This window comes from Arthrobacter sp. FW306-05-C, assembly GCF_021801725.1.
In the GTDB taxonomy this organism is placed as follows: Bacteria; Actinomycetota; Actinomycetes; order Actinomycetales; family Micrococcaceae; genus Arthrobacter.
On sequence record NZ_CP084556.1, the window covers coordinates 3,493,717 to 3,517,104 of the forward strand.

A 23,388-nucleotide genomic window follows, 5' to 3' on the forward strand; every position below is an offset into this window, starting at 1 on the left:
CCCAAAAAGGCAGTCAACAGATCTGGCCGCCTCCCGATCCTTTTCCGAACCTCTTCGGGTCCCTGCGCTTGGCGGGATCCCTGCGCCGGCTATGCGGAGATCTCCTGCTTTGCCCCCTTCGTTTGAATCTCAATCTTGCGCGGCTTGGCCTTTTCGGCCACCGGGATCCGCAACGTCAGGACGCCGGCGTCGTAGCTGGCCTTGACGTTGTCCGTGTCCAGCGTGTCGCCGAGGATCAGCTGCCGGCTGAAAACGCCGCGCGGCCGTTCACTGGCGATCAGTTCGGTGTCCTTGCCCACGGGATCGGGCCGTTCCGCCCGCACCGTCAGGACGTTCCGTTCCACGTCCAGGTCCACCGAATCCACAGCGACGCCGGGCAGATCGAAGGCCACGACGAATTCCTGGTCCTCACGCCATGCATCCATCGGCATCGCCGCCGGGCGTGCAGAGGTACCCAGGACCTGCTGGGCCAGCCTGTCCAGTTCGCGGAACGGATCGGTGCGCATCAACATGGCTTCCCTCCTCGTAAGAGATGGTCCAACATCGTTTCCACATCAGCCGATCTGTATTGGCTGATATAGATTTTTTAGCACCGCAGCAGCAGGTCTTCAAGGGGTTCCTGCATGGTTTTTGGGTGATTTTTCTGCCCGTCGGGGCCTGACTCCGCAGTCGACGGCACCAGGGAAAAGGGCCTTCCACCCAGCTGCTGCTGCGCGGAAGGCCCTTCATCGAGTCACTGTTTTAAGGTTTTCGGTCAGTCCCTGGTGGGGTCGGGACGAAGCGGCGCCGGACCTGGATCCGGGACCGGCAGCGGGCCGGGCGCCGGCGGTGCCGGGAACGGGTTGGGGGACGGCGGACCGGGCGGCCGCGGCTGGGTGGGATCCGGCGATGTGGGCTCGGGACCGGGTTCGGGCGGAAATGGCTCAGGTTCGTGCACTGGCGGGATGGTCATGGAAATTCCCCTCTCACGCTGATCGGATCAAACACTGGGCGAATCACACACCGGGCGATGTGCCTTGAACTGACCAGACTACGCCCGCAACCCCTTCTCAACTACCCCCCGCGTTGACTCATCAAAGATGCCCGCGCAGCGGTATTCGAGGAATCATCTGAGAATGCCCGCGTAGCGGCGTGTCCGCCGGGTTGGTGTCCGCCGCTTCGGCAGTGTGAGCCATGGAGCTTTCGATGAGTGAACGCAGGGCTGTCACCAAGGCGATTGCCACCCGTTATGCCCGCTCGGACCGGGCGGGTAAGAAGCAGGTGCTCGACGAGTTGTGCGCGACGACGGGCTGGCACCGGGACCATGCCCGGAAAGCGTTGCGGCTGGCGCTGGTGCTGAAGCCGGTCGGGCCCCGGACTCCGCGGGCTCCGCTATACGGGGAGTCGGTGATCGACTCGCTTCGGTTCTGCTGGGCGGTACAGGGTACCCCGTGCGGGCGATTGCTCGCGGCCGCGCTGCCGGACCTGGTGCCACGCCTGCGCCGGTTCAAGGAGCTGCAGATCGACGACACCACGGCGGCGCAGTTGCTCCGCATCGCACCGGCGACAATTGACCGCCGGCTCAAGCCTGACAGGGCAAAACTCAATCCCCGGGGCCGATCCCACACCAAGCCGGGGACCCTGCTGAAAGACTCCATCCCGATGCGGACCTGGGCCGAATGGAACGACGCGGTGCCGGGCTTCGTCGAGATAGATCTGGTCGGCCACGAGGGCGGTAACAGCAGAGGTGAATTCTGCTTTACCTTGGATATTACCGACATCGCCACCGGCTGGACCGAAACGCGCTCGGTCAGGAACAAGGCCCAGAAATGGGTCTTTGCCGCCATCAAAGACGCGACCGCCGCGTTCCCGTTCCCGATCCTCGGCATCGATTCCGATAACGGCTCGGAGTTCATCAACTGGGAGCTGCTGGCCTGGTGCGAGCAGGAGAACCTGACATTCACCCGGTCTCGATCCGGGAACAAGAACGACGGCGCGCATGTGGAACAGAAGAACTGGCACATCGTCCGTCAGACCGTCGGCTACCACCGCTACGACACTGCCGCCGAGCTCGAACTGCTGAACCGGATCTGGGCGCTCCAGCGGCTGCTGACGAATCATTTCGGGCCGCAGCAGAAGCTCCTGGCGAAGGTCCGGACCGGCGCGAAGATCAGCAAGACATACGACCGGCCCGCGACCCCGTTCCAACGCGTTCTGGCCGACACCGGCACCGTCTCCCGGGACGTGAAGACCCGGCTACGGCGGGAAAACAAGCCCCTGAACCCGGCCGCCATCCAACGTCAGATCCAGGCACTTAGCGCCGAACTGCTAACCCTGACCACCGCGAAACAGAGCACCAAACCCCAACCCGTCATCCGGGCAAAACCAAATGATTCCACGAACCAACCCAGGCGGGCATCTTGACATGATTCCCCGGGCCCCCGTTGCTCTATCAGATGTGGTCCCCAAAGGGCCCTTTTAGGAGCCATAACTGATAGAGCATCACGACGGCGGGAGGGCGCCTTAGTCCCGCACGGCACCGACCAGCCGCAGCCAGTCGCGGAGCTGGACCGGGTCCGCCTCGCCGCAGCGGAAGCCCACGTAGCCGTCGGGCCTGATGCCGGCCACTCCCGTGCCGGGGTGGCTGGTGAGGCGGTGGACATGCAGCAGCCGGGGCTGGCTGTCCATCGACGCAACGGCGGGGATGGCGTCCAACGCGACTGGGCCGGCGTCGCGCTCCAGCAAAAGGTGGAGTCCCGGCACCGCGGTCAGCTCATGCAGGCGGACGGAGCGTCCATCCACCGCAGCCGGAGCATCGGGCAGCCGTTTGCCGGGCCGCGGCCACCCGCGGGCCTTGGGCGTGCCCTCACGCGAGATGGCGCTGTTCCGGTAGTTCACGAACGGCTGGGCCAGCAGCCTGACTCCCCTGGCGATGAGCCACCGCCGGCGGAGGAGCAGCGGCATGACCGGAGCGAACGCCGGCAGGATGCTGCGGGCCAGGCGTGCCGCCGGATGCGGCGAGGCTTCGCCGAAGAAGATCAGGTGCGTCAGCGCCAGCACCCGCCGGGCCGCGGGCAGCCGCTCCTGCCCGTAGGTCTGCAGCAGTTCCGGAAGCGGCCTGCCGGCGGTCGAGGCGAACCCGAGTTTCCAGCCGAGGTTGAGGGCGTCCAGGATGCCGTTGTTCATGCCCTGGCCGCCCGCCGGGGAGTGGGCATGCGCCGCGTCGCCGGCCAGGAAGACCGGGCTGCTCCCGAAGGTGCTGGCAATCCGGTGCTGCAGCGGGACCCGGGCGGACCAGCCCACCTCCCGCACGCTGGCCTCCAGGCCCGAGTCCTTCACCAGCTGCGCCACCTCCTCCGGCGGTATGGGCGGACCCAGCTGGCCGAAGCGGGCGCCGGAATCCGGGACCGCCGGACGCGTGGCCAGCATCCGCCACGTAGCCCCCTCGCCCAGGGCAAAGAGGAAGGCCAGCCCGGCCTGCCCCACCGCAACGTGCAGCAGCCCGGGGTCCAGGCCACCATCGAGTTCGAGGTCGGCCAGGACCGCCTCCACGGGGTACGGGCCTCCGCGCCACTGCGCGCCGGTGATGCCGCGGACGGTGCTGGACTGCCCATCGCAGCCGGCCAAAAAGCGGGAGACGTGATGCCCCGGCCCGTGGGCTCCCTGGAGCTCGGCGCGGACCAGTCCGCTTGATAGCGCTTGCAACCCGCCGTTGTCCTGGTGCAGGCCACGGAACTCCACACCCCAGTCCACCATCACGCCTCTGTCCTGCAGCGCCTGCCTCAGGACCTCCTCGACGTCGGCCTGCCGGACCAGCGTCAGGTGCGGGAAGGCGGTGTCCGGAAGATCTGCGTGCCCCAGCCGTGCTTCAACCACCCGCCGCCCCAGGTGGATCCGTGCCTCAGGCGCAGTGTCCGCCCGCTCCAGCAGGCCAGCGGTTACACCGAGCGGGCGGAGTCCCTCCAATGCCCGGGCATGCAGCATGAGCGCCCGTGAGGGGCGGACCCGGTGATCCCGCCGGTCCACCACCCGCACGGTGGCGCCGTGGGCAAGGGCCTGGAGGGCGGTGGTGAGCCCGGCGGGACCTGCGCCGACCACTAGAACGTCCGTGTCCGCCGTCGTCCCTTGTTTGCCTGGCATGCCCGCCGGCCGTCACTTTTTCGCGCGGAGCCGCCACCAGGCGTGGTCGGTTCCGGCGGCCGCAATCCTGGCCGGGTCCGCCAGCACCTCCTCGCGGCGCAGCCCGGGAAGCACCTTGTAGCTGATCGATCCGGAGACGCTGACCAGTTCCAGGACCCGCCAAAGGGCCGACGCATACTTCCTGGCGCGCTCGGCGCCGTCCCACTCGTACAGCCCGCGATAGGCGCCGAAGGTGTCGTGGGCGCACCAGAGTTTGGAGATAAAGCCCGGGAACCCAACGAAGAGCGGGGTGTTCAGGATGCTTTCCGCTTCGAACAGGCGGTGCGCCCGGCCCCGCACCAGCCGCAGCGTGAACGCCACCACCAGCACGCAGGGCTCGGCGGGCAAGCGGTCGACGGCGGTCTCCCGGTAGACCCGCGAGGTGCTTCCGTCGGCGAAGCGCAGGACCCGGCCCACGTTGTCCTTGGGAAGGTGCACCTGCCGGCGCGCCAGCATGACGCAGGACGTTCCGACGCTGTGGGCCACCGCCAGCCAAGCCTTGGACCGGGGAGCCGGACCGGATTCGGGGGTCATGGCGTTCTCCTTTCCCTGCGCTTTCCTGCCGCGCCCCTCCAGCCTGCCGGGAAGTGGACGCAAAGCTCCAGAGTCTTTCGCCCCTTTAGGGCTGCGGCGTCTCCCCCGTCAGCGAACGGCCTGCCGACTTCTTGGGGCGGTCTATATATTGAATCCATGACCTCCACTTCCCTGCAGGATTCCACCGGCACTGCGATCCCGGCGCCCCCGGTGGCCAAGAAGATCCCCACCGAACGCATCCACCACGGGGAGACGTTCGTGGACAACTACGAATGGCTGCGGGACAAGGAGTCGCCGGAGGTCGTGGAGCACCTGCGGGCCGAGAACGCGTACCAGGAAGCCGTCACTGCGCACCAGGAACCGCTCCGCGAAGCCATCTTCCAGGAGATCAAGGGCCGTACCCAGGAAACCGACCTCTCCGTCCCACACCGGAAGGACGGCTGGTGGTACTTCAGCCGCTCGGCCGAAGGCAAGGAGTACGGCATCCACTGCCGGGTGAAGGCACAGGACACCGGGGACAAGGTGGCCGACTGGACCCCGCCGGCCGTGGAGCCCGGCATGGAGATCCCCGGCGAAGAGATCCTGCTGGACGGCAACGTGGAGGCCGAAGGCAAGCCGTTCTTCTCCGTAGGCGGAACCGCCGTCACTGTTGACGGCACCCTCTACGCCTATGCCGTGGACAACTCCGGTGATGAACGTTTCACGCTGCGGATTAAGGACCTGCGCACCGGTGAACTCCTGCCGGACGTCATCGAAAACATCTTTTACGGTGTTGCCTTCTCCCCGGACGGCTCCCGGCTCTTCTACACGGTGGTCGACGAGTCCTGGCGGCCGTACCAGGTGAAGTCCCACGTCCTGGGCACTCCTGTGGCCCAGGACGCGGTGGTGTACCAGGAGGACGACCCCGCCATGTGGCTGGGCTTCGAGCTTTCCGCCGACCGGCGCCACCTGGTGCTGGGCATCGGTTGCTCTGAGTACAGCGAAACCAGGCTGCTCCGGTTTGACGACCCCGCCGGAACAGTCAGCACCGTGATTTCCCGGGACGAGCGGATCCTGTACGAAGCCGAGCCCTTCCTGCTCGACGGCCTAGAAAAAATCCTGCTCACGCACAACCGCGGCGCCATCAACTCCATGGTCTCCCTGGCGGACCCTGCCGAGCTGGAAAGGCCGCTGGCTGACCAGACCTGGCAGACCGTCGTCGAACATTCCAACGACGTGCGCGTCAACGGCGCGGGCGTCACTTCCACGCACCTGATCGTTTCCATCCGCAAGGACACCATCGAGCGGGTCCAGGTGCTGGGGCTGGCCGGGCTTGGCACGCCCGCGCAGCAGGAGCCCGTGGAGCCGGCATTCGATGAGGAGCTCTACACCGCCGGCGTGGGCGGCTCCGACTATGAGGCACCTGTGATTCGGCTGGGCTACACCTCCTACTTCACGCCGTCCCGGATCTACGACTTCGTCCTGCCCACCCCGGAGCGACCCGCCGGCGAACTGCTGTTGCGCAAGGAAAGCCCCGTGCTGGGCGGCTACGACGGCAGCGACTACGTTGCCGCCCGCGAGTGGGCGACGGCGGCCGACGGTACGCGGATCCCGCTGTCGGTCCTGCGGCACAAGGCCGTCAAGCAGGATTCGACGGCGGCCGGCCTGGTGTACGGGTACGGCTCCTATGAGATGAGCATGGACCCGGGCTTCGGCATTGCCCGGCTGTCGCTGCTGGACCGCGGCGTGGTGTTCGTGATTGCGCACATCCGCGGCGGCGGCGAGCTGGGCCGGCACTGGTACGAGGACGGCAAGAAGCTCACCAAGAAGAACACCTTCACCGACTTCGTGGACGCCACGGACTGGTTGGCCGGCTCGGGCTGGGTGGATCCCTCCCGTATCGCCGCCCTGGGTGGATCGGCTGGTGGACTCCTCATGGGGGCCGTGGCCAACATGGCACCGGAGAAGTACGCGGCCATCGTGGCCCAGGTGCCGTTCGTGGATCCGCTCACCAGCATCCTTGACCCGGACCTGCCGCTGTCCGCCCTGGAATGGGAGGAATGGGGCAACCCCATCACCGATCCCCAGGCCTACGCCTACATGAAGTCCTACTCCCCCTACGAGAACGTGCGGGAAGTGGCCTACCCCAAGATCGCCGCGGTGACGTCCTTCAACGACACCCGCGTCCTCTATGTGGAACCGGCCAAGTGGGTGCAGGAACTGCGAAACAGGACCATAGGGTCCGAGCCCATTGTCATGAAGATCGAGATGGACGGCGGCCATGGCGGCGCATCCGGCCGCTACGTGCAGTGGCGTGAACGGGCCTGGGACTACGCGTTCATCGCCGACGCCCTGGGCGCCACCGAACTGCTGCCAGGCGCCGGCCTGAAGTAGCCCATCGATTGCTCCGTTATTGTCCTTTTGGGCCCGCTAAACGGCAGGTACGGAGCAATCGATGTTCACCCGCGCACCTGGCAAAGCTAACCATGCTTACTATTGGGGGGCACGTGTTTTCCGGCGGGATACCAGAGGAGCAGGCATGTCATTGAGCAAGGGATCGCACGTGGAGTGGAACACTTCACAGGGCAAGACGCACGGCAAGATCGTGGAAAAGAAAACCAGCGACTTCGAACTCGACGGCAACACCCACCGGGCCAGTGAGGACGAACCACAGTACGTGGTGGAATCGGACAAGACCGGCGCCCGTGCAGCGCACAAGGCGTCCGCACTGACCGAGAAGAAGTAGCGCTGTGGCTGCCCAGCACGAGGTGGTGATCATCGGTGGCGGCAATGCCGGGATCTCCCTGGCGGCCCGGCTGCAGCGCTACGGCGTCAAGGACGTGGCGGTGGTCGAGCCCCGGGACCACCACCTCTTCCAGCCCCTGTTCTCGCATATCGCCGGCGGGCGGGCACAGGCCCAGGAGGCTGTCCGGAGCCAGGAGTCGGTGATCCCCCAGGGCGTCACCTGGATCCGGGATGCTGCCGTAGGCGTGGACGCGAACGCAAACACGGTCACCCTCGGGTCAGGGACTTCGGTAGCTTATGGGCAACTGGTGGTGTGCCCGGGGCTCCAGTACGACTGGGACCGCGTGCCCGGCTTGCTCGACGCCGTCCATTCCCCGTACGGCGCCTCCCACTACGACTTCGAACTGGCCCCCAAGGCCTGGGCGCTGCTCAGCGCCCTGCGCTCCGGCACGGCGGTCTTCACCATGCCGGCCGGGCCGATCAAATGCGGGGGTGCCGCGCAGAAACCCATGTACCTCGCGTGTGACTACTGGCGCGGGCAGGGGGTGCTGGACAAAATCCGCGTGGTCATGGTGCAGCCGTACCCCACCGTGTTCGGGGTGCCGGAGGTGGACCGGGAACTGGACCGCAAGATCGCCGAGTACGGAATCGAGCTGCGGACCAACAGCGAACTGGTGGCCGTGAGCCCGGCCGGCCGCAGGGCCACCATCCGGAACAACGCCGCCAACACCACCGAGGACCTGACGTACGACGTCCTCAATGCCGTTCCGCCGCAGTCGGCCCCGGACTGGCTCAAGGCCACGGACCTGCCCGCCGCGGGGGACGCAGGCGGCTTCGTGGAGGTGGACCGCCAGACGCTCAGGCACCTCCGGTACCCCAACGTGTGGTCCCTGGGCGACGCCGCGGGCACCACCAACTCCAAGTCCGGCGGGTCCCTGCGCAAGCAGGTCAAGGTGGTGGCAAAGAACCTGGTGGCAGCCCGGAAAGGAAAGCCGCTGCGGGCCAAGTACAACGGCTACTCCGTGTGTCCGTTCACCGTGTCACGGGACACCGTGGTGTTCGCCGAATTCGACGACCGGTACCGGCCCATGCCCACCATCCCGCGGCTGCCCACGTGGAATGAAAGCAAGCTGTCCTGGGTGCTGGACCGCGACATCTTCCCGAAGATCTACTGGAACCTGATCCTCAAGGGACGGGCGTAACGCTAGCCGGCGGTGCCGATGCGCCACTCATCGGCAAGGATCGAGTAGATGAGCTCGGTGGCCCACTGGCCTTTGTAGTGCCACTTATCGATGTGCCGCGCTTCCAGCCGCATGCCCAGCCGGCCGCAGAGTGAAGCCGAGGCACTGTTGAGTTCGTCCAGCCGGGCTTCAATCCGGTGCATGCCCAGCTCCTCGAAACCCAGGCGCAGGACGGCCTGGGCGGCCTCCGTTCCATAACCCTTGCCGCGGGCACCCGGTGCCAGGGTCCAGCCCACTTCGCCCTGCCCGCGTCCGGCAGCCATTTGAGCACCACTTCGCCCTGCAGCCCGGGCTCATCCGCCGCTTCGATGGCGAGAGCCGCCCAGTCCCCCTCCTTCTCGAAGGAAAAGTTGGCGTACCGGCCCACCCGCTCCATCGACTGGGTGTAGGTCTTGGCCGGTCCGGGAAGGTACCGGGCGGTCTCCGGCAGCGAGTGGTAGGCGTGGAAGGCTTCCAGGTCGCCGCCGTCGAACCGGCGCAGGACCAGCCGGTCAGTGCGGATGGGAAGGGAAATCTCCGGCATGCGTCTTAGCGGCTGGCGGAAACGACGGCGGCCGTCGCCTCGGCGATGGCGCGCTCCTCGTCAGTGGGAACCACCAGGACAGGAATCGCGGAGGACTGCGTGGATATCACGCGCGGCTCCTTTGACCGCTCGGCGTTCAGGCCGCCGTCGAGCTCTATGCCCAGGGCGCCCAGCCGGTCCGCCACCTGGGCCCGGAAGTGCTGTGAGTTTTCGCCAATCCCTGCGGTGAACACCAGCGCCTTGGCCCCGCCCACCGCCACGTGATAGCCGCCGATGTACTTGGCCAGCCGGTAGGAGGCCACGCTGAGCGCCATGGCTGCTCGCTGGTCGCCGGCCTCGGAGGCCTCCACCACGGAGCGCATGTCGTTGTGCCCGGCAAGGCCTTTCAGACCAGACTCGCGGTTCAGCATGGTGTCGAGGTCCTCGGGCGTCCAGCCGGCGCGGCCGAGGAACACCAGGATGGAGGGGTCAAGGTCGCCGGAGCGGGTGCCCATCACCAGGCCCTCGAGCGGGGTGAAGCCCATGGAGGTGTCCACGGAGCGTCCGCCGCGGATCGCGGTCAGGGACGCGCCGTTCCCCAGGTGGGCGATGACGCCGTCGAACTCCTCGACGGGGAGGTCCAACAGCGCTGCCGACCGGCGCGCAACGTACTGGTTGGAGGTGCCGTGGAAGCCGTAGCGGCGGATGCCATGGTTGGTGTAGAGCTCATCCGGGACCGCGTACCGCCAGGCATGCTCGGGCAGGGTGCGGTGGAAGGCGGTGTCAAAGACTGCAACCTGAGGCATTTCGGGCCATTTTTTGGTGATGGCGCGGATGCCCAGGACGTTGGCGGGGTTGTGCAGCGGGGCCAGCGGGTTGAGCCGTTCGATGGCACGGGTGATTTCGTTGTCCACCAAGACGGGCTCGGCGAACCGCTCGCCGCCGTGGACCACCCGGTGGCCCACCGCCCCCAGTTCCGGGTCGCCCAGTTCCTGGTGGATGGCCGCGTCCACCTGCTCTAGTGCCTCCGCATGATCCCGCGGGCCCACCAGTTCGCCGTCCCCGCCGCCGCCGTTGCCCACGCCGATCTTCTCGATCAGCCCCTCGGTGAGGACGGTCCCGGCGGCCACGTTCCGGACCTGGTACTTCAGTGACGACGAACCGGAATTGATGACGAGCACGAGCATGCGGGGCCTCCTCAGCCTGGCGTGTGCAGTTCAACCCCCACTATAGGTGGCGCGGCTAACGGTCGGTCAGCAGCAGCGTGTTGCCGTCAGGGTCCTGGGCTGTAAAGAAGAGGCAGACATCCTGGGCGCCCGTGATGGCGCCAACGGCAACCCCGTTGTCTGCGAGCCGGGCGCGGGCTCCCTCCAGGTCCTCGACGAGGAAGTTGCAGGTTGCCCAGGCAAGGCCGGGCTGGGCGTTGATGCCGCTGTCCGGGCCCATGAGGGTCACCGATGCCGTTCCCGCGGCGGAGAGGACGGCCGAGAAGTTGTTGGCTTGCCCCACCGTGAGTCCGAGCATGCGGCTGTACCAGCCGGCTGCCGCCTGTGGGTTCCGGACGGGGATGAAGGCGGTGGTGATGGCTGTACCGGGCATGCCTGCGATGCTAGCCCACCCCTCCGACAGAGGGCCCCATAATCACCCCGGGAGGGGACAGTCCGTGTCACCGCGGGCTTTAGGGGGCGCTTTTTTGGGGGGGCCAATCCCCCTCGAACGGGTCCATCAAGGTGAACGTGGAGGACTTGGCCCTGGGCGACAAATACGCAATTGGAATTCATACGACCCATGCGCAGCGCGACGGCAAGACCTTGGACCAGCGTGAAATCCTCGTCTTCCGTATCTCCGGCGGGAAAATCACGGAGGGCCTCGAATTCCCGGAGGACAGCGCGCAGCTGGCCGACTTTTGGTCCTGACCTGCCGCGCTAAAAGGGCTTTCGCTGCAGCGGCACGGGAAGCTTGCCAAAATTATCATCAGTATGCTTACTATAGACGCAGCCGATCGGAAACGGCTGCGAACGGAACAGCGAAAAGGTGCGCTCAGCGAACGGGGCGCACCTTTCCCGTACCCGCTTGCGGCGGCAGGTTTTCCAGGCACAGATACTCCGCCGCGGGTTCCTTGCGGATCAGCGGAGCCTGTGCATAGAGTCGGCGAACAAGGCTGGACCACGCCGAGAGGACAATTCCATGACGAACGAGCCCAATTCGATCGACGAGAACGACCCCACCAACACGGGATCCAGCAGCACCGCCCCGCTCAACGCGCAGCCGGATTCCGGCAGCAAGGACGATCCCACGGGGGTGGAGGGCGCCAACCCGGCCCTGGACGATACCGGCCACCTCAAGGCCGCCGAAACGGGAGAAGCGCCGGAGGCCCCGGAGAACCGGGAGGACCTGGACCTTACCCCGCAGGGCCTCTCCGATGAGCCTGCCAAGCAGGAGGACCCGGAGAGCCTGGCCAAGCCGGACAACAGCTGACTGTTCCCCAACAAAAAGTACGACGCCGGCACTTTCCGAAGTGCCGGCGTCGTACTTTTCTGCGTGGTCCTTCAGGAGGCCGGTGCCTCTGCTGGAGCCTGGAGACTTTGGGCTTGCGCCGGGCTTTGGGCCTGCGCCTGGATGGCCGTGATGGCCACCGTGTTCACGATGTCCTCCACCGTGCAGCCGCGGGAGAGGTCGTTGACCGGCTTCCGCAGCCCCTGCAGGACCGGCCCAACTGCGACGGCACCGGAGCTCTGCTGCACCGCCTTGTAGGTGTTGTTGCCCGTGTTGAGGTCCGGGAAGATGAACACGGTGGCCTGCCCGGCCACCGAGGAACCGGGCATCTTGGATGCGGCGATCGAGGCGTCCACGGCTGCGTCGTACTGGATGGGACCTTCCACGGCCAGGTCCGGCCGGCGTTGGCGCACCAGTTCGGTGGCCTGCCGCACCTCGTCCACCGCCTCGCCGAAGCCCGAACCGCCCGTCGAGTAGGACAGCATCGCCACGCGGGGCTCCACCCCGAACTGCGCGGCGGTCTCCGCTGAAGCGAGCGCGATGTCCGCCAGCTGCTCCACGTTCGGATCGGGGTTCACAGCGCAGTCGCCGTAGACCAGCACCCGGTCCGGCATGAGCATCAGGAACACCGAGGACACGATCTTCACACCCTCCCGGGTCTTCACGAACTCGAGCGCCGGCCGGATGGTGTGCGCCGTGGTGTGGGCGGCGCCGGAGACCATGCCGTCCACCACGCCCAGCTGAACCATCATGGTGCCGAAGTAGCTTCCGTCCTGCATGATTTCCAGGGCCTTGGGCAGGTCCACGCCCTTGTGCGCCCGGAGCTCGGCGTACTTCTCGGCGAACTTCAGCCGCAGCTCGGACGTGGCCGGATCAATGACACTGATACCGGACAGGTCGATGCCGTTTGCCGCAGCAAGTTCCCGGACGGCGGATTCGGGGCCCAGCAGGGTCAGGTCGCAGACGTCGCGGCGGTGCAGGATCTCGGCCGCGCGCAGGATCCTGACGTCGGTTCCTTCCGGCAGGACCACGTGCCGGCGCTGCGCCCGGGCCCGCTCGACGAGGTCATGCAGGAACCGCAGCGGCGTCATCCGCTCCGCCCGCGGCAGGTGCAGGCGCTCCACCAGTTCGGCCTCATCAACCCGGCGGGACCACAGCCCCAGGGCGGAAGCCACCTTGCGCCGGTGCCCGGACCAGATCTCGCTGCGCACTTCGGACACCCGGCGGGCCGTCTGGTACGTGTCCTCGTCCGCCGCGAACACCGGGAACGGCGCCTGGGCCAGGAGCGGGTAGATGTTGGCGTCCGGGGCCAGGCCGCCGGTGAGGATGAGTGCAGACGGCACGGGAAACTCGGGCGAGAACGAGGACGCCAGGCAGGCCACCATCACGTCTGCGCGGTCCCCCGGCACGATCACCAGCGCTCCCTCATCCAGCACGTTCAGGAAGTTGCCCACGTTCATGGCGGCCACCTTGATGTCCTTGACGTCGCGCTCCATGTCCGGCGTACCCGCGATCTGCCGCACGCCCAGCGCCATGGCCACCTCGCCGGTGGTGGGCCTGGCAATTTCCTCCAGCTCCGGCAGGATGTAGACCGGCCGGCCGGAGGCACCCGGCTTCAGGGCGGCGGCGATGGCGTCCAGGTCATCAGCGTCCGCGCGGTTGACCATGATGGCCAGCAGCGCGCACTTCTCGGCGGCGAGTTCCTTGCGGGCAACTTCAACGGCGGCGGCCGTCTCACTGACGGTGCGGCCCTTGGCGCCTACCACCGCCACCACAGGGGTGGCGAGGTTGTTGGCCAGCCGGGCGTTCAAGTCGAATTCGACGGCGGCGTCCTGGCCCACCAGGTCGGTCCCCTCCACGATCACCACGTCGCAGTGGCGTGCGATCTCCGCGAAGATCTCCACGCACCGGGCGTCGATTTCCGCGCGGTTCCCCTCGGCCAGCAGCGTGCGGACCTCGTCGTAGGTCAGGCCGCCGCGGCACCGTTCATCCTCCAACGCGAACCGGGATTTCATCAAAGCCACCATGGGGTCATTGGCCGCCGACGGCCCGTGGACTACCGGTTTGAAAAAGCCGATCCTGTCCGCGTGACGGTGCAGGGTGTCCGCCAGCCCGAGGGCGATCAGGGACTTGCCTGATCCAGGAGTTGTTGCGCTGACGTAGATGCCTTTGGCCATGGTCCGCCCTTTGCTGTCCTTGCTGGTGCCGGTACCCCCATCCTTGCACTTCCCTCCCCGCGAAATGGCACTTGGCGGCAGTGTTCAGCGCCGGGACTGCCGCCAAGTGCCACTTCGCACTGAAAGGTGGTGGCCGCCGTCGTGCGTTCCCGCCCGGTTGCTACCACCCCCACCGTGCGGCGCGCCGGGGACGACGGCGTGTCCCCCGTTTGGCGGGTTGGGCCACCGATGTAAGTGGGCAGGAAGGCACGCATCCCCTTGACACCGGACCCCCTCATGGGATTACCTAATGAACATTCGGTAAATAAAGCTGGAGGCAATGACGCATGGCTGAGACCACCCTTTCCGGGGCCACCCACCCCATCCTGGAAAACGACTATGCCTCCGAATGGATGGGCATCGAGGTCCTCGCCATCAGCGACGGCCACGCCGCTATCCGGATGACGCTCCGGCAGGAAATGCTCAACGGCTTCGGCATGGCCCACGGCGGAATGATCTTCGCTTTCGGTGACACCGCCTTCGCCCTCGCGTGCAACCCCATCCACCCTGCACCGGGCGAGGAAGGCACCATTACCGTCGCCTCCGGCGTCGACATCAATTACCTCAAGCCGGCATTCCGCGGCCAGGTGCTCACCGCCGTCGCGGACCGCCGCTCCAGCGCCGGACGCAGCGGGCTCTACGACATCCAGATCTTCGCCGCCGACGCCGCACCGCCGGCCGCCGAAACCCAGCCCGGTTCCCCGGGCGAGCTCATCGCCGAGTTCCGCGGACGCAGCCGCACCATCCCCAAGAAGTAGGAAAACCATGACCCTGCATGCCCCCGAAACCCCCGCCGCTGCCGTTTCCACCCCGGCGGAAGCAGCCAACCCGGCCGGCACGGACGCCGGCCCCACCACTACGGAAGGGCTGGACCGCGAGGAAACCATCTCCCGCGACGAACTCGAGGCCCTGCAGCTCAAGCGGCTGCAGGACACCGTGGCCTACGCCTACGACCGGGTCCCGCTCTACAAGCGCAAATTCGACGAAGCGGGCATCCACCCCAGCGACCTGCGCGAACTCGAGGACCTTGGTAACTTCCCCTTCACCACCAAGGAGGATCTGCGCCAGGAGTACCCGTTCGGGATGTTCGCTGTGCCGCAGAGCGAGGTGGCCCGCATCCACGCCAGCTCCGGCACCACCGGCCGGCCCACGGTGGTGGGCTACACCAAGCAGGACCTGGCCGACTGGGCCAAGCTGGTGGCCCGCAGCTTCCGCGCCTCCGGCATCCGCCCCGGCATGAAGGTCCACAACGCCTACGGCTACGGGCTGTTCACCGGCGGGCTGGGCGCGCACGCCGGCGCCGAGGCCCTGGGCTGCACCGTCATCCCCATGTCCGGCGGCCAGACCGAACGCCAGATCCAGCTGATCCAGGACTTCAAGCCGGACGCGATTCTGGCCACCCCCACCTACCTGCTGACCATCGCCGACGCCATGGCGCACATGGGCATCGACCCGGCTTCGACCTCGCTGAAGTTCGCCGTGCTGGGCGCCGAGCCGTGGACCCAGGAGATGCGGCACGAGCTTGAGGTGATGATGAACATCAAGGCCTGCGACATCTATGGCCTGTCGGAGGTCATGGGTCCGGGCGTGGCCGGCGAGGCCGTGGAGACCCAGGACGGCAGCCACATCTGGGAGGACCACTTCCGTCCGGAAATCATCGACCCCTTCAACCCGGCCCCTGGCAAGGAAAACGTCCTGCGCGACGGCGAGCACGGCGAACTGGTCTTCACGTCGCTGACCAAGGAAGCCCTGCCGATCATTCGCTACCGCACGAAGGACCTCACCCGGTTGCTGCCCGGCACCGCACGCCCCGCACACCGCCGCATGGGCCGCATCACCGGCCGCAGCGACGACATGATCATCCTGCGCGGCGTGAACCTCTTCCCGTCCCAGATCGAGGAAATCGCCCTCCGCATCCCCGAGCTCAGCCCGCACTTCCAGCTGGAGCTCACCCGCCCCGAGGGCCAGCGGATGGACCAACTGACCGTGCGCATCGAGCGCCGGGACGCAGTCACCATTGAGCAGAGCACGACGGCGGCACGCACCTTGAAGGAGCAGATCAAGATCCACGTGGGTTCTTCGTGCACCGTGGACGTGGTGGAGCCTGGTTCGCTGGAACGGTCCAACGGCAAGCTGCGCCGAATCTACGACCTGCGCCCGAAAGGCTAATGCCGTTCAGGGCCGCCGGGCAGCTTCAGCGTTCGGCGCGGCCCGGCGTCCGTTCCCTGCCGGGACTCCGGCCGGCCGGCAGGGAAGCGGGCCTGCGGAGCAGCAGCACGGCTGCCAGCACGAACCAGACCGCCGGAGCCAGATTGGCGATGATCACCGGGCCCCAGCCGGCAGCGTTATAGAACCCCGAGGGGTCCAAGGGGCCGCCGTACATAGAGGGGACCGCGGCGGCGCACAGCACCGCGCCGACATAGGCGACCCACCGGGTCCAGGACGGCAGGACACCGGTGGCCACCGCCGCCCAGCCTGCCGCGCCCAGGAAGAGCCCGGTGATGGCGAAGGCAATGGAGCTGTTGTAGATCAGCAGGTAAGCCATGGTCAGCGCCCGGTTCACCGACGGATCGGGGGCAGGTGCCAAGGCATCCAGAGCCAGGCCGCCCTCCATTCCATTGGCCACGAGGGTCACCCCCACCCAGACGGCCATGGCGGCGACCACCAGGGACCCGGCCCAGCCGTAACGAGGATCCGCACGCCCGATGAGATGGCCCAACCCCGCTGCAAAGACCATCGCAGCCACGTAGAGGCAGAGATCGAGCAGGACCCGGGTGAAGATGATGTTGCGGATCCGGTACGCCTCAGCCGCACCTGCCGCTCCGTCGTACAAACTAACGGAGGGGTCCTGGGCGAGATACAGCGGGAACTGCCCTGCCCAGAACACCAGCATCCCGACGCCGGCCCATCCGGTGATCCGGCGAACAGCATTGTCATCCACGGCTGGCATCCCTTCGATCTTCAGGAGGAGCGGCAGGTCTCCTGCTTCCTGGCAGCTTTCCCCTCAGGGTGGCCCGGTGGCCATCGGCATCCAAGTGCCGAAGGTCCCCGCGGCGGCCCGGCTGCGGCCGATTACCGAACGTTCATGAGAAAATAGCGACTATGCCCAGCGCCAGCAGAACTGCCAGCACCGAAACCTCCAGCACCAACGGCACCGCCGCGAATGGCACTGCCAAGCGGGGCCGCCCCGGCTACGACCAGCAGTCGGTGCTCCGCATCGCCGTGGATGTTTTCAACCGCCACGGCTACGACGCCACCTCCATGGGCATCCTGGCGGAGAACCTGGGCATCTCCAAGTCCGCCATCTACCACCACGTGCCGTCCAAGGGCGACCTCCTCAAGCTCGCGCTCGACCACGCCCTGGGCGGGCTCGAAGCCATCCTGGAGCAACCCGAAGCCACCTCCGGCGCGGCGGATGCCCGGCTGGAGTTTGTGCTGCGCCAGACCGTGGCCGTCCTGGTGGACCGCCTGCCCTTCGTCACCCTGCTGCTGCGCCTGCGCGGCAACACCGAAATCGAACGGGACGCCCTGGAACGCCGCCGCGCTTTCGACCACAAGGTCGCGGGCCTGATCTCGGCGGCCCGCGACGAGGGGTCCCTCCGCGCGGACATCGACCCACGCACCGTTTCGCGGCTGCTGTTCGGCATGATCAACTCCATTGTGGAGTGGTACAAACCGGGCGGCGCACTATCGCCGGAACGGCTGGCGGACGACGTCATCACCATGGCGTTCGATGGCCTCCACGCGGACACGTAGGGAACGCGCAAACTTCCCGGCCCCAGATAATAAGGGTGCTTGGTATTTTCCCCGCTCCCCCGTTACGGTGGTAGAAAGCCACCATCCGCAGGGAGGTCCTGATGAGCAAGGCCAGCGCTCCAGAGCGTTCACGCCATCTCTACCCCGCGCGCGGCACTGCGCTGGCCGCCGGGGCTCTCACGGCCGCCCTGGCACTCAGCGGATGCACTGGCACGCCGGGCCCTCCCAATCCCAGCGGCACCTCCCCAAGCCAGGCATCGTCGTCGGCCAATGCCACGCCGGCACCCTCCACCCAAGCCGCCTCTGGTTCTGCAGCGCCGGCCACCGGCGCGGGCCCCGACTCCGGAGCTGCCGGGAACCTGCCGCAGCTCGTGGAAAACCTGTCACCGTCCGTCGTCACCATATTCACGCAGGGCGGCCTGGGCAGTGGCGTGGTGTACTCGGCGGACGGGCTGATCCTCACCAACGAGCACGTGGTCCGTGGCGCCACCACCGTTCAGGTGGGGTTCGCCGACGGGCAGCGGGTGGAAGGAACGGTCAAGGCAAGCGACGCCGTGACCGACCTCGCCCTGGTGCAGGCCAAGCGCACCGGCCTGCCCAAGCCCACCTACCAAAGCAACCTGCCCAAGGTGGGCGAGGGCGCGCTGGTCCTGGGATCCCCGCTCGGCTTTGAAAACACCGCCACCGCCGGGATCATCTCGGGGCTGCACCGCTCCATCCCCGGCTCCGCATCCAACAGCCTCTCGCTGGTGGACCTCATCCAGACGGACGCACCCATCAGCCCCGGCAACTCCGGCGGCGCCGTGATCAACATGCGCGGCGAGGTGATCGGCATCAGCGAGGCCTACATCCCGCCGTCGTCCGGCGCCGTGTCCCTTGGCTTCGCCATCCCCGCCGCCACCGCCGTGGACGTGGCCGAGGAACTGCTGAAAAACGGCACGGCCAAGCACGCGTATCTGGGCCTGACCCCGGGCGAGCTGACCCCGCAGATCGCCGACCAGCTGGGTATCCAGTCCGGATCCGGGGTGGTGGTCCTTGCTGCCGATGCCGACGGGCCCGCCGGACGCGCGGGAATCCGCCCGGGGGACGTCCTGCAGTCCATGGAGGGCGTGGAGCTCACCACGCCGGAAAAGCTCCTGGCGGAACTGCGCAAGCGCAACCCCGGCGACACCGTAGGCTTCAAGGTCAAGCGCGCCGACCAGACCTTGGACATCAAGGTGGACCTTACCGACCGCCCAGCCAACACAACCACCCGATAGGAAGGAAAAACACATGAGCCACCCCAAGGAAGAACCCGACGCAGGCTTCATCATTCCGGATCCGTCAAAGATCCGCGAGGACATCCCCGGCGACGCCGGCGATGAAGCCAACGTGATCCGCTTCAGCGAGGAGCAGGCACTGATCGAGGAACAGTCTCACGGCGTCCGCCCGGACACCTACAGCGTCCCCTCCGGCGGCCCCACCATGGACGAGGCCCGCGGCAACATGGACCTCTCCGACCGCAGCGAGGACGGCCGGGGCACCGGCCCCGAGGACGACAGCAGCGACGACGGCCTGCACGGCGGCGCCGAAAGCTAGCCGCCGCGGTCCACAGACAAGCAGCAGGGGTACCCCGATCCGACCGGGGACCCCTGCTGCTGTTCTGCTGTCTGCCGGGCCTAGACCTGGTACTCCAGCTTGTCGCCCAGGTTTTGGTGGATGCACAGGATGTTGTGCTCGGTGTCCATGAACCACGCGCACTTTTCCGATCCCGTAGTGCAGATGTGGTTTTCCGTCTTCAGGGTGGGCAGGTCGTAGTCCTGGAACCTGATGCCCCGGGCTTCCATGTCCCGGACAGCCTCCTCAATGTCGGGGACCTCGAAGCTCAGCGCCGTGTGTTCGGAGTGCTTGCCGTCGGACACCGACATCAACTCCAGCAACGGGCCGCCGTCGATACCCAGCAGTTCATTCCCATCGTCAGTGGTTCCGCGGTGCGGGAGGCCGAGCTTCTCCGTATAGAAGCTCCGGGCGCGGGCTGCGTCATCCACCGGCAGGATGGTTGTGGCTGAACTCATTGTCAGATGCATGGGGGCCACCTCCTTGTGGGCAGAATCTTACGCCGGGCAGCCCCAAAAGACCCTCCCCCGGCACCCCGATGCTCTATCACTTTGGGCCCCTAAAACCGGGGTTTAGGGACCAAAAGTGATAGAGCAAGGGGAGGGTTACTTCTCGACGAGGGTGAGGACGTCGTAGGTGGCCACGATTTCGTCGTTCTGGTTGGTGAGGACGGCGTCCCAGGCCACCTCGCCGTATTCGTCGGTTTCACGCGGCGTGATCTTCTTGGCGGTGAGGGTCACCCGAATGGAATCACCGGCGGCAACAGGGGTGATGAAGCGCAGGTTTTCCAGGCCGTAGTTGGCCAGCACGGGACCCGGCGCGGGCTCCACGAACAGTCCGGCGCCCCAGCTGAGCAGCAGGTAGCCGTGCGCCACGATGCCCGGGAAGAACGGGTTGGCTTCCGCCGCTTCCTGGTTGGTGTGGGCGTAGAAGGTGTCGCCGGTGGAGTTGGCGAACGCAGTGATGTCCTCGAGGGTGACCTGCCGCAGGTCGGAGCGGACGGCGTCGCCGATCCGGAGGGTGGACAGATGCTTCCGGAACGGGTGGGTCCCTTCGGTTTCCACGGTGAAGTTGCGGGCCGCGCCGGTGTGCCAGACGCCGGTGACGGCGGTGAGCATGTTGGGTGACCCCTGGATGGCGGTCCGCTGCATGTGGTGGAGCACCGACCGGATGCCGCCCAGTTCCTCGCCGCCGCCGGCACGTCCCGGACCGCCATGGACCAGGTGCGGCACCGGCGAGCCGTGGCCCGTGGAGGTGCGGGCGTCTTCACGGTTCAGCATCAGGACGCGGCCGTGGTGGGCGGCGATGCCGGTGACCAGCTGGCGGGCCACCTCGGGATCGTTGGTGCAGACCGACGCCACGAGGGATCCGCCGCCGCGGGCTGCGAGGCGAACGGCGTCGGCCAGGTCCTTGTAGCCGATCACGGACGATACCGGACCAAAGGCCTCCAGCGAGTGGATGGCTTCCGCTTCCGGATTGTCCCAGTTCAGGACCACGGGGGCCATGAACGCGCCTTGGTCCACTACCCCGGTGGTTCCGTCGGCGGAGGTGACCGACGGCGAATCGAGGGTTCCGTACGCAAGCTCACCGCCGGCGTCGAGCATTGACTGCACGGCGGCGCGGACGTCCTCAAGCTGTTCCACCGAGGCCAGCGCACCCATAGTGACGCCCTCGCCGCGCGGGTCGCCCAGGACCACGCGCTCGGTGATGCGCTTGCCGATGGCGGCGGATACGGCGGGGACCAGCTCCTGCGGCACGATGGCGCGGCGGATGGCGGTGCATTTCTGGCCTGCCTTGACAGTCATTTCGGTGACCACGGACTTGACGAAGGCATCGAACTCGGGAGTTCCCTCCACGGCGTCGGGCCCCAGGATCGCGGCGTTCAGGGAGTCGGTCTCCGAGGTGAACCGGACACCGCCCTCCACCACGTTCGGGTGCGCCTTGAGCGACTTCGCGGTGGAGGCGGAGCCGGTGAAGGCCACCAGGTCGCGGTAGTCCAGCACGTCCAGCAGGCCGCGGACCGAGCCGGAGACCAGCTGCAGCGAGCCCTTGGGCAGGATGTTGGATTCCACGATGGCCTTGACCACCGCAGCGGCAACGTAGCCGGTGGGGGTGGCGGGCTTGACGATGGTGGGGACGCCGGCGATGAACGCGGGCGCGAACTTCTCCAGCATGCCCCAAACGGGGAAGTTGAAGGCGTTGATCTGCACCGCGACACCGGGAATCCGGGTGTAGATGTGCTCACCGGCGAAGGAGCCGTCCTTGGAGAGCACCTCCATGGGCCCGTCCACCACCACCTGGGAGTTGGGCAGCTCGCGCCGGCCCTTGGAGCCGAAGGTGAAGAGGACGCCGATGCCGCCGTCGATGTCCACCATGGAATCGATCTTGGTGGCGCCCGTCTGGAAGGAGAAGTTGTAAAAGTGCTCGCGGCGGGCATTCAAGTACTGGGCCAGTTCCTTGAGCTTGAGCGCCCGCTGGTGGAAGGTCAGCTTGCCCAGTTCATCCTGGCCGGTGGTGCGTCCGTACTCCACCACCCCTGCGAGGTCCAGGCCCTCCGTGCTGACCTTGGCCAGGATCTCCCCTGTGCTCGCATCCCGGACGGGGACGGCGGAAGCCGCCGAGCCGGCGTCGGGCGTCCACCAGGCGTCCATGACGAAGCTGGGCACTGTCTCCACGGTGTCGACCGTGGCCTGGGGAGCTGTGGCTGTGGTGGTCATCGTTGACGGTCCTTCCAACAAGGGGGCAGGCAAACAGGACAGCATTACTGACCGTCCGTTCGGTAATATATTCACCATACATGAAGTGCCGTGCTGCAGACTAGAAGGCCAGGACCGAATTGGCCGCCTCAAAGGAGAACTTATGAATGCCACGTCCCCTGCGGATACTGCCGGCAACCAGCCGTCCGGGCACGAACTATGGAAGATCACCCTCGGTGAACTGGACGAGAAGATGGGCGTGAAGATCCTGGAGGAGTCCGTGGAGCGCGTAGTCGCCACCATGCCTGTGGAGGGGAACAGGCAGTCGTTCGGGCTCCTGCACGGTGGCGCTTCCCTGGCCGTGGGCGAGGCCGTGGGGTCCTGGGCCGCGGTGATCCATGCCAGCACCATGGGCAAGACCGCGGTGGGCGTGGACGTTTCCGCAACCCACCACCGCTCCGCACGTGAGGGCCAGGTGACCATCACCGCCACCCCTATCCACTTGGGCGGCACACTCACCACGCACGAGGTGCTGATCACCAACGAGGCAGGCCAGCGGCTGTGCACCCTGCGCATCACCAACCTGCTGATGAAGCGCAAAAACTGACGAAAAAATTACCGGCACTGCATCCAAAGCCGCCGCTCCGCAGGTATTAAGCGCGTAAGTACAAACAGCCCGGCTACCGGGCATCCTGCAAGGAGTTTGACATGCGCAAAATGATCTACGCAGCGGGAGCCATCTCGCTCGCCGCTTCGCTGGCCCTCGCCGCTCCCGCCCAGGCCGGCGGATGGCACCACCATGACGATGACCCTGCCCTGCTCTCCGTCCTGCATGGCGTTCCCGGCTTGACCGTGGACGTGTGGGTGAACGGAAACCTCACCCTGGACGATTTCACCCCCGGCACCCTTGCCGGGCCCCTGGAACTGGCCGCCGGCGACTACCAAATCGCCATCACCGCTGCCGACGCCACCAGCGCCGACAACCCGGTGATCGGCCCGGTCAACGTGGAACTGGACGAGGGCGGCAACTACACGGCCGTCGCCCACCTCAGTGCCGACGGGACCCCCACAGCGTCGCTTTTCACGAACGACACCAAAGCCCCCCGCAACGACCAGAAGGGCAAGCTCACGGTCAGGCACGTGGCCGCAGCCCCCGCCGTCGACGTACTGGCCGGCGGAGCTCCAGTGATTGAAGGACTCAGCAACCCGGACGAAGCGAAACTGAAGCTGAAGGCCGGCACCATTTCGGCCAGCGTGGCCGCGGCAGGAACCACTGATCCCGTGATCAGGCCGGCGGACATCACGGTTGAGGGCGGAAAGAACACCATCGTCTACGCCTGGGGAAGCCTCGCAGACGGCACCCTGGACGTAGCCGTCCAGGTGGTTGACGGCAAGGACCGCGGGCACGGCCGGCACTGACCTGACGGACCGCAGCTAACGGACCGCACCGAATGGCAAGGGGCGGATGG

The 23,388-nt window shown here is 66.9% G+C and carries 22 protein-coding genes and 1 pseudogene; 13 read left to right on the forward strand and 10 right to left on the reverse strand.

Annotated features, from left to right (window positions below; all coding sequences use genetic code 11):
• Positions 1-89: 89 nt before the first annotated feature.
• Positions 90-512, reverse strand: a complete 423-nt coding sequence (locus LFT44_RS16255) for an Hsp20/alpha crystallin family protein (protein ID WP_236799465.1) — start codon at positions 510-512, stop codon at positions 90-92.
• Positions 513-1,185: 673 nt separating this feature from the next.
• Between LFT44_RS16255 and LFT44_RS16260 the strand changes: the two genes are divergently transcribed.
• Positions 1,186-2,403 (forward strand): integrase catalytic domain-containing protein, encoded by a 1,218-nt coding sequence (locus LFT44_RS16260; RefSeq protein WP_236799466.1) that lies wholly within the window; start codon positions 1,186-1,188, stop codon positions 2,401-2,403.
• 99 nt (positions 2,404-2,502) lie between these two features.
• On the opposite strand, the gene LFT44_RS16265 is transcribed toward LFT44_RS16260, so the two are convergent.
• Positions 2,503-4,119: an FAD-dependent monooxygenase gene (locus tag LFT44_RS16265; RefSeq protein WP_236799467.1), complete on the reverse strand. Its 1,617-nt coding sequence runs from the start codon at positions 4,117-4,119 to the stop codon at positions 2,503-2,505.
• A 12-nt stretch (positions 4,120-4,131) separates the two neighbouring features.
• Positions 4,132-4,692 carry a hypothetical protein gene (locus LFT44_RS16270; protein WP_236799468.1) on the reverse strand — a complete coding sequence of 187 codons (561 nt, stop codon included), beginning with the start codon at positions 4,690-4,692 and terminating at the stop codon, positions 4,132-4,134.
• Between the two features lie 156 nt (positions 4,693-4,848).
• On the opposite strand from LFT44_RS16270, the gene LFT44_RS16275 reads away from it, so the two are divergent.
• The 3 genes from LFT44_RS16275 (at position 4,849) to LFT44_RS16285 (ending at position 8,618) form a co-directional block, all read left to right on the forward strand.
• A complete protein-coding gene (locus LFT44_RS16275; protein WP_236799469.1) occupies positions 4,849-7,065 on the forward strand; it encodes a S9 family peptidase in 2,217 nt (738 codons plus the stop codon).
• A 145-nt stretch (positions 7,066-7,210) separates the two neighbouring features.
• A complete protein-coding gene (locus tag LFT44_RS16280; RefSeq protein WP_236799470.1) occupies positions 7,211-7,417 on the forward strand; it encodes a DUF2945 domain-containing protein in 207 nt (68 codons plus the stop codon).
• A 4-nt stretch (positions 7,418-7,421) separates the two neighbouring features.
• Positions 7,422-8,618 (forward strand): NAD(P)/FAD-dependent oxidoreductase, encoded by a 1,197-nt coding sequence (locus tag LFT44_RS16285; protein WP_236799471.1) that lies wholly within the window; start codon positions 7,422-7,424, stop codon positions 8,616-8,618.
• Between the two features lie 2 nt (positions 8,619-8,620).
• Here LFT44_RS16285 and LFT44_RS16290 read toward each other — a convergent pair.
• From LFT44_RS16290 to LFT44_RS16300, 3 genes and pseudogenes are all read right to left on the reverse strand, one after another.
• A pseudogene (locus tag LFT44_RS16290) lies at positions 8,621-9,180 on the reverse strand (GNAT family N-acetyltransferase).
• A gap of 5 nt (positions 9,181-9,185) precedes the next feature.
• The gene (locus LFT44_RS16295) at positions 9,186-10,346 is read right to left on the reverse strand and encodes an acetate kinase (RefSeq protein WP_236799472.1); all 1,161 of its coding nucleotides are present in this window, start codon (positions 10,344-10,346) and stop codon (positions 9,186-9,188) included.
• 55 nt (positions 10,347-10,401) lie between these two features.
• On the reverse strand, positions 10,402-10,758 hold the full coding sequence (locus LFT44_RS16300) for a VOC family protein (RefSeq protein WP_236799473.1): 357 nt from the start codon (positions 10,756-10,758) through the stop codon (positions 10,402-10,404).
• Positions 10,759-10,895: 137 nt separating this feature from the next.
• Here LFT44_RS16300 and LFT44_RS16305 point away from each other — a divergent pair, with 137 nt between their 5' ends.
• Both LFT44_RS16305 and LFT44_RS16310 read left to right on the forward strand, forming a co-directional pair.
• Positions 10,896-11,075, forward strand: coding sequence for a hypothetical protein (locus LFT44_RS16305; protein WP_236799474.1), 180 nt, complete (start codon positions 10,896-10,898; stop codon positions 11,073-11,075).
• A gap of 271 nt (positions 11,076-11,346) precedes the next feature.
• Complete coding sequence (locus LFT44_RS16310; protein WP_142132762.1) at positions 11,347-11,637, forward strand: hypothetical protein; 291 nt, start codon at positions 11,347-11,349, stop codon at positions 11,635-11,637.
• Positions 11,638-11,708: 71 nt separating this feature from the next.
• Here the strand turns inward: LFT44_RS16310 and pta are convergent, their stop codons facing one another.
• Positions 11,709-13,832: a phosphate acetyltransferase gene (pta, locus tag LFT44_RS16315; protein ID WP_236799475.1), complete on the reverse strand. Its 2,124-nt coding sequence runs from the start codon at positions 13,830-13,832 to the stop codon at positions 11,709-11,711.
• A 326-nt stretch (positions 13,833-14,158) separates the two neighbouring features.
• Between pta and LFT44_RS16320 the strand changes: the two genes are divergently transcribed.
• Positions 14,159-14,629 carry a hotdog fold thioesterase gene (locus LFT44_RS16320; RefSeq protein WP_236799476.1) on the forward strand — a complete coding sequence of 157 codons (471 nt, stop codon included), beginning with the start codon at positions 14,159-14,161 and terminating at the stop codon, positions 14,627-14,629.
• 7 nt (positions 14,630-14,636) lie between these two features.
• Entirely contained in the window at positions 14,637-16,040 is a 1,404-nt protein-coding gene (gene paaK / locus LFT44_RS16325) for a phenylacetate--CoA ligase PaaK (RefSeq protein ID WP_236799477.1), read from the forward strand.
• 25 nt (positions 16,041-16,065) lie between these two features.
• On the opposite strand, the gene LFT44_RS16330 is transcribed toward paaK, so the two are convergent.
• A complete protein-coding gene (locus LFT44_RS16330; RefSeq protein ID WP_236799478.1) occupies positions 16,066-16,812 on the reverse strand; it encodes a hypothetical protein in 747 nt (248 codons plus the stop codon).
• Between the two features lie 161 nt (positions 16,813-16,973).
• On the opposite strand from LFT44_RS16330, the gene LFT44_RS16335 reads away from it, so the two are divergent.
• From LFT44_RS16335 to LFT44_RS16345, 3 genes are all read left to right on the forward strand, one after another.
• Positions 16,974-17,627, forward strand: coding sequence for a TetR/AcrR family transcriptional regulator (locus LFT44_RS16335; protein WP_236799479.1), 654 nt, complete (start codon positions 16,974-16,976; stop codon positions 17,625-17,627).
• Positions 17,628-17,728: 101 nt separating this feature from the next.
• The gene (locus tag LFT44_RS16340; protein ID WP_236799480.1) at positions 17,729-18,886 is read left to right on the forward strand and encodes a S1C family serine protease; all 1,158 of its coding nucleotides are present in this window, start codon (positions 17,729-17,731) and stop codon (positions 18,884-18,886) included.
• 13 nt (positions 18,887-18,899) lie between these two features.
• Positions 18,900-19,205, forward strand: a complete 306-nt coding sequence (locus LFT44_RS16345) for a hypothetical protein (protein ID WP_236799481.1) — start codon at positions 18,900-18,902, stop codon at positions 19,203-19,205.
• 80 nt (positions 19,206-19,285) lie between these two features.
• On the opposite strand, the gene LFT44_RS16350 is transcribed toward LFT44_RS16345, so the two are convergent.
• Positions 19,286-19,681, reverse strand: coding sequence for a VOC family protein (locus LFT44_RS16350; RefSeq protein ID WP_236799482.1), 396 nt, complete (start codon positions 19,679-19,681; stop codon positions 19,286-19,288).
• Positions 19,682-19,828: 147 nt separating this feature from the next.
• The gene (paaZ, locus tag LFT44_RS16355) at positions 19,829-21,940 is read right to left on the reverse strand and encodes a phenylacetic acid degradation bifunctional protein PaaZ (RefSeq protein ID WP_236799483.1); all 2,112 of its coding nucleotides are present in this window, start codon (positions 21,938-21,940) and stop codon (positions 19,829-19,831) included.
• 142 nt (positions 21,941-22,082) lie between these two features.
• Here paaZ and LFT44_RS16360 point away from each other — a divergent pair, with 142 nt between their 5' ends.
• The gene (locus LFT44_RS16360) at positions 22,083-22,526 is read left to right on the forward strand and encodes a PaaI family thioesterase (RefSeq protein WP_236799484.1); all 444 of its coding nucleotides are present in this window, start codon (positions 22,083-22,085) and stop codon (positions 22,524-22,526) included.
• A gap of 101 nt (positions 22,527-22,627) precedes the next feature.
• The gene (locus tag LFT44_RS16365) at positions 22,628-23,338 is read left to right on the forward strand and encodes a DUF4397 domain-containing protein (protein WP_236799485.1); all 711 of its coding nucleotides are present in this window, start codon (positions 22,628-22,630) and stop codon (positions 23,336-23,338) included.
• Positions 23,339-23,388 lie beyond the last annotated feature (50 nt).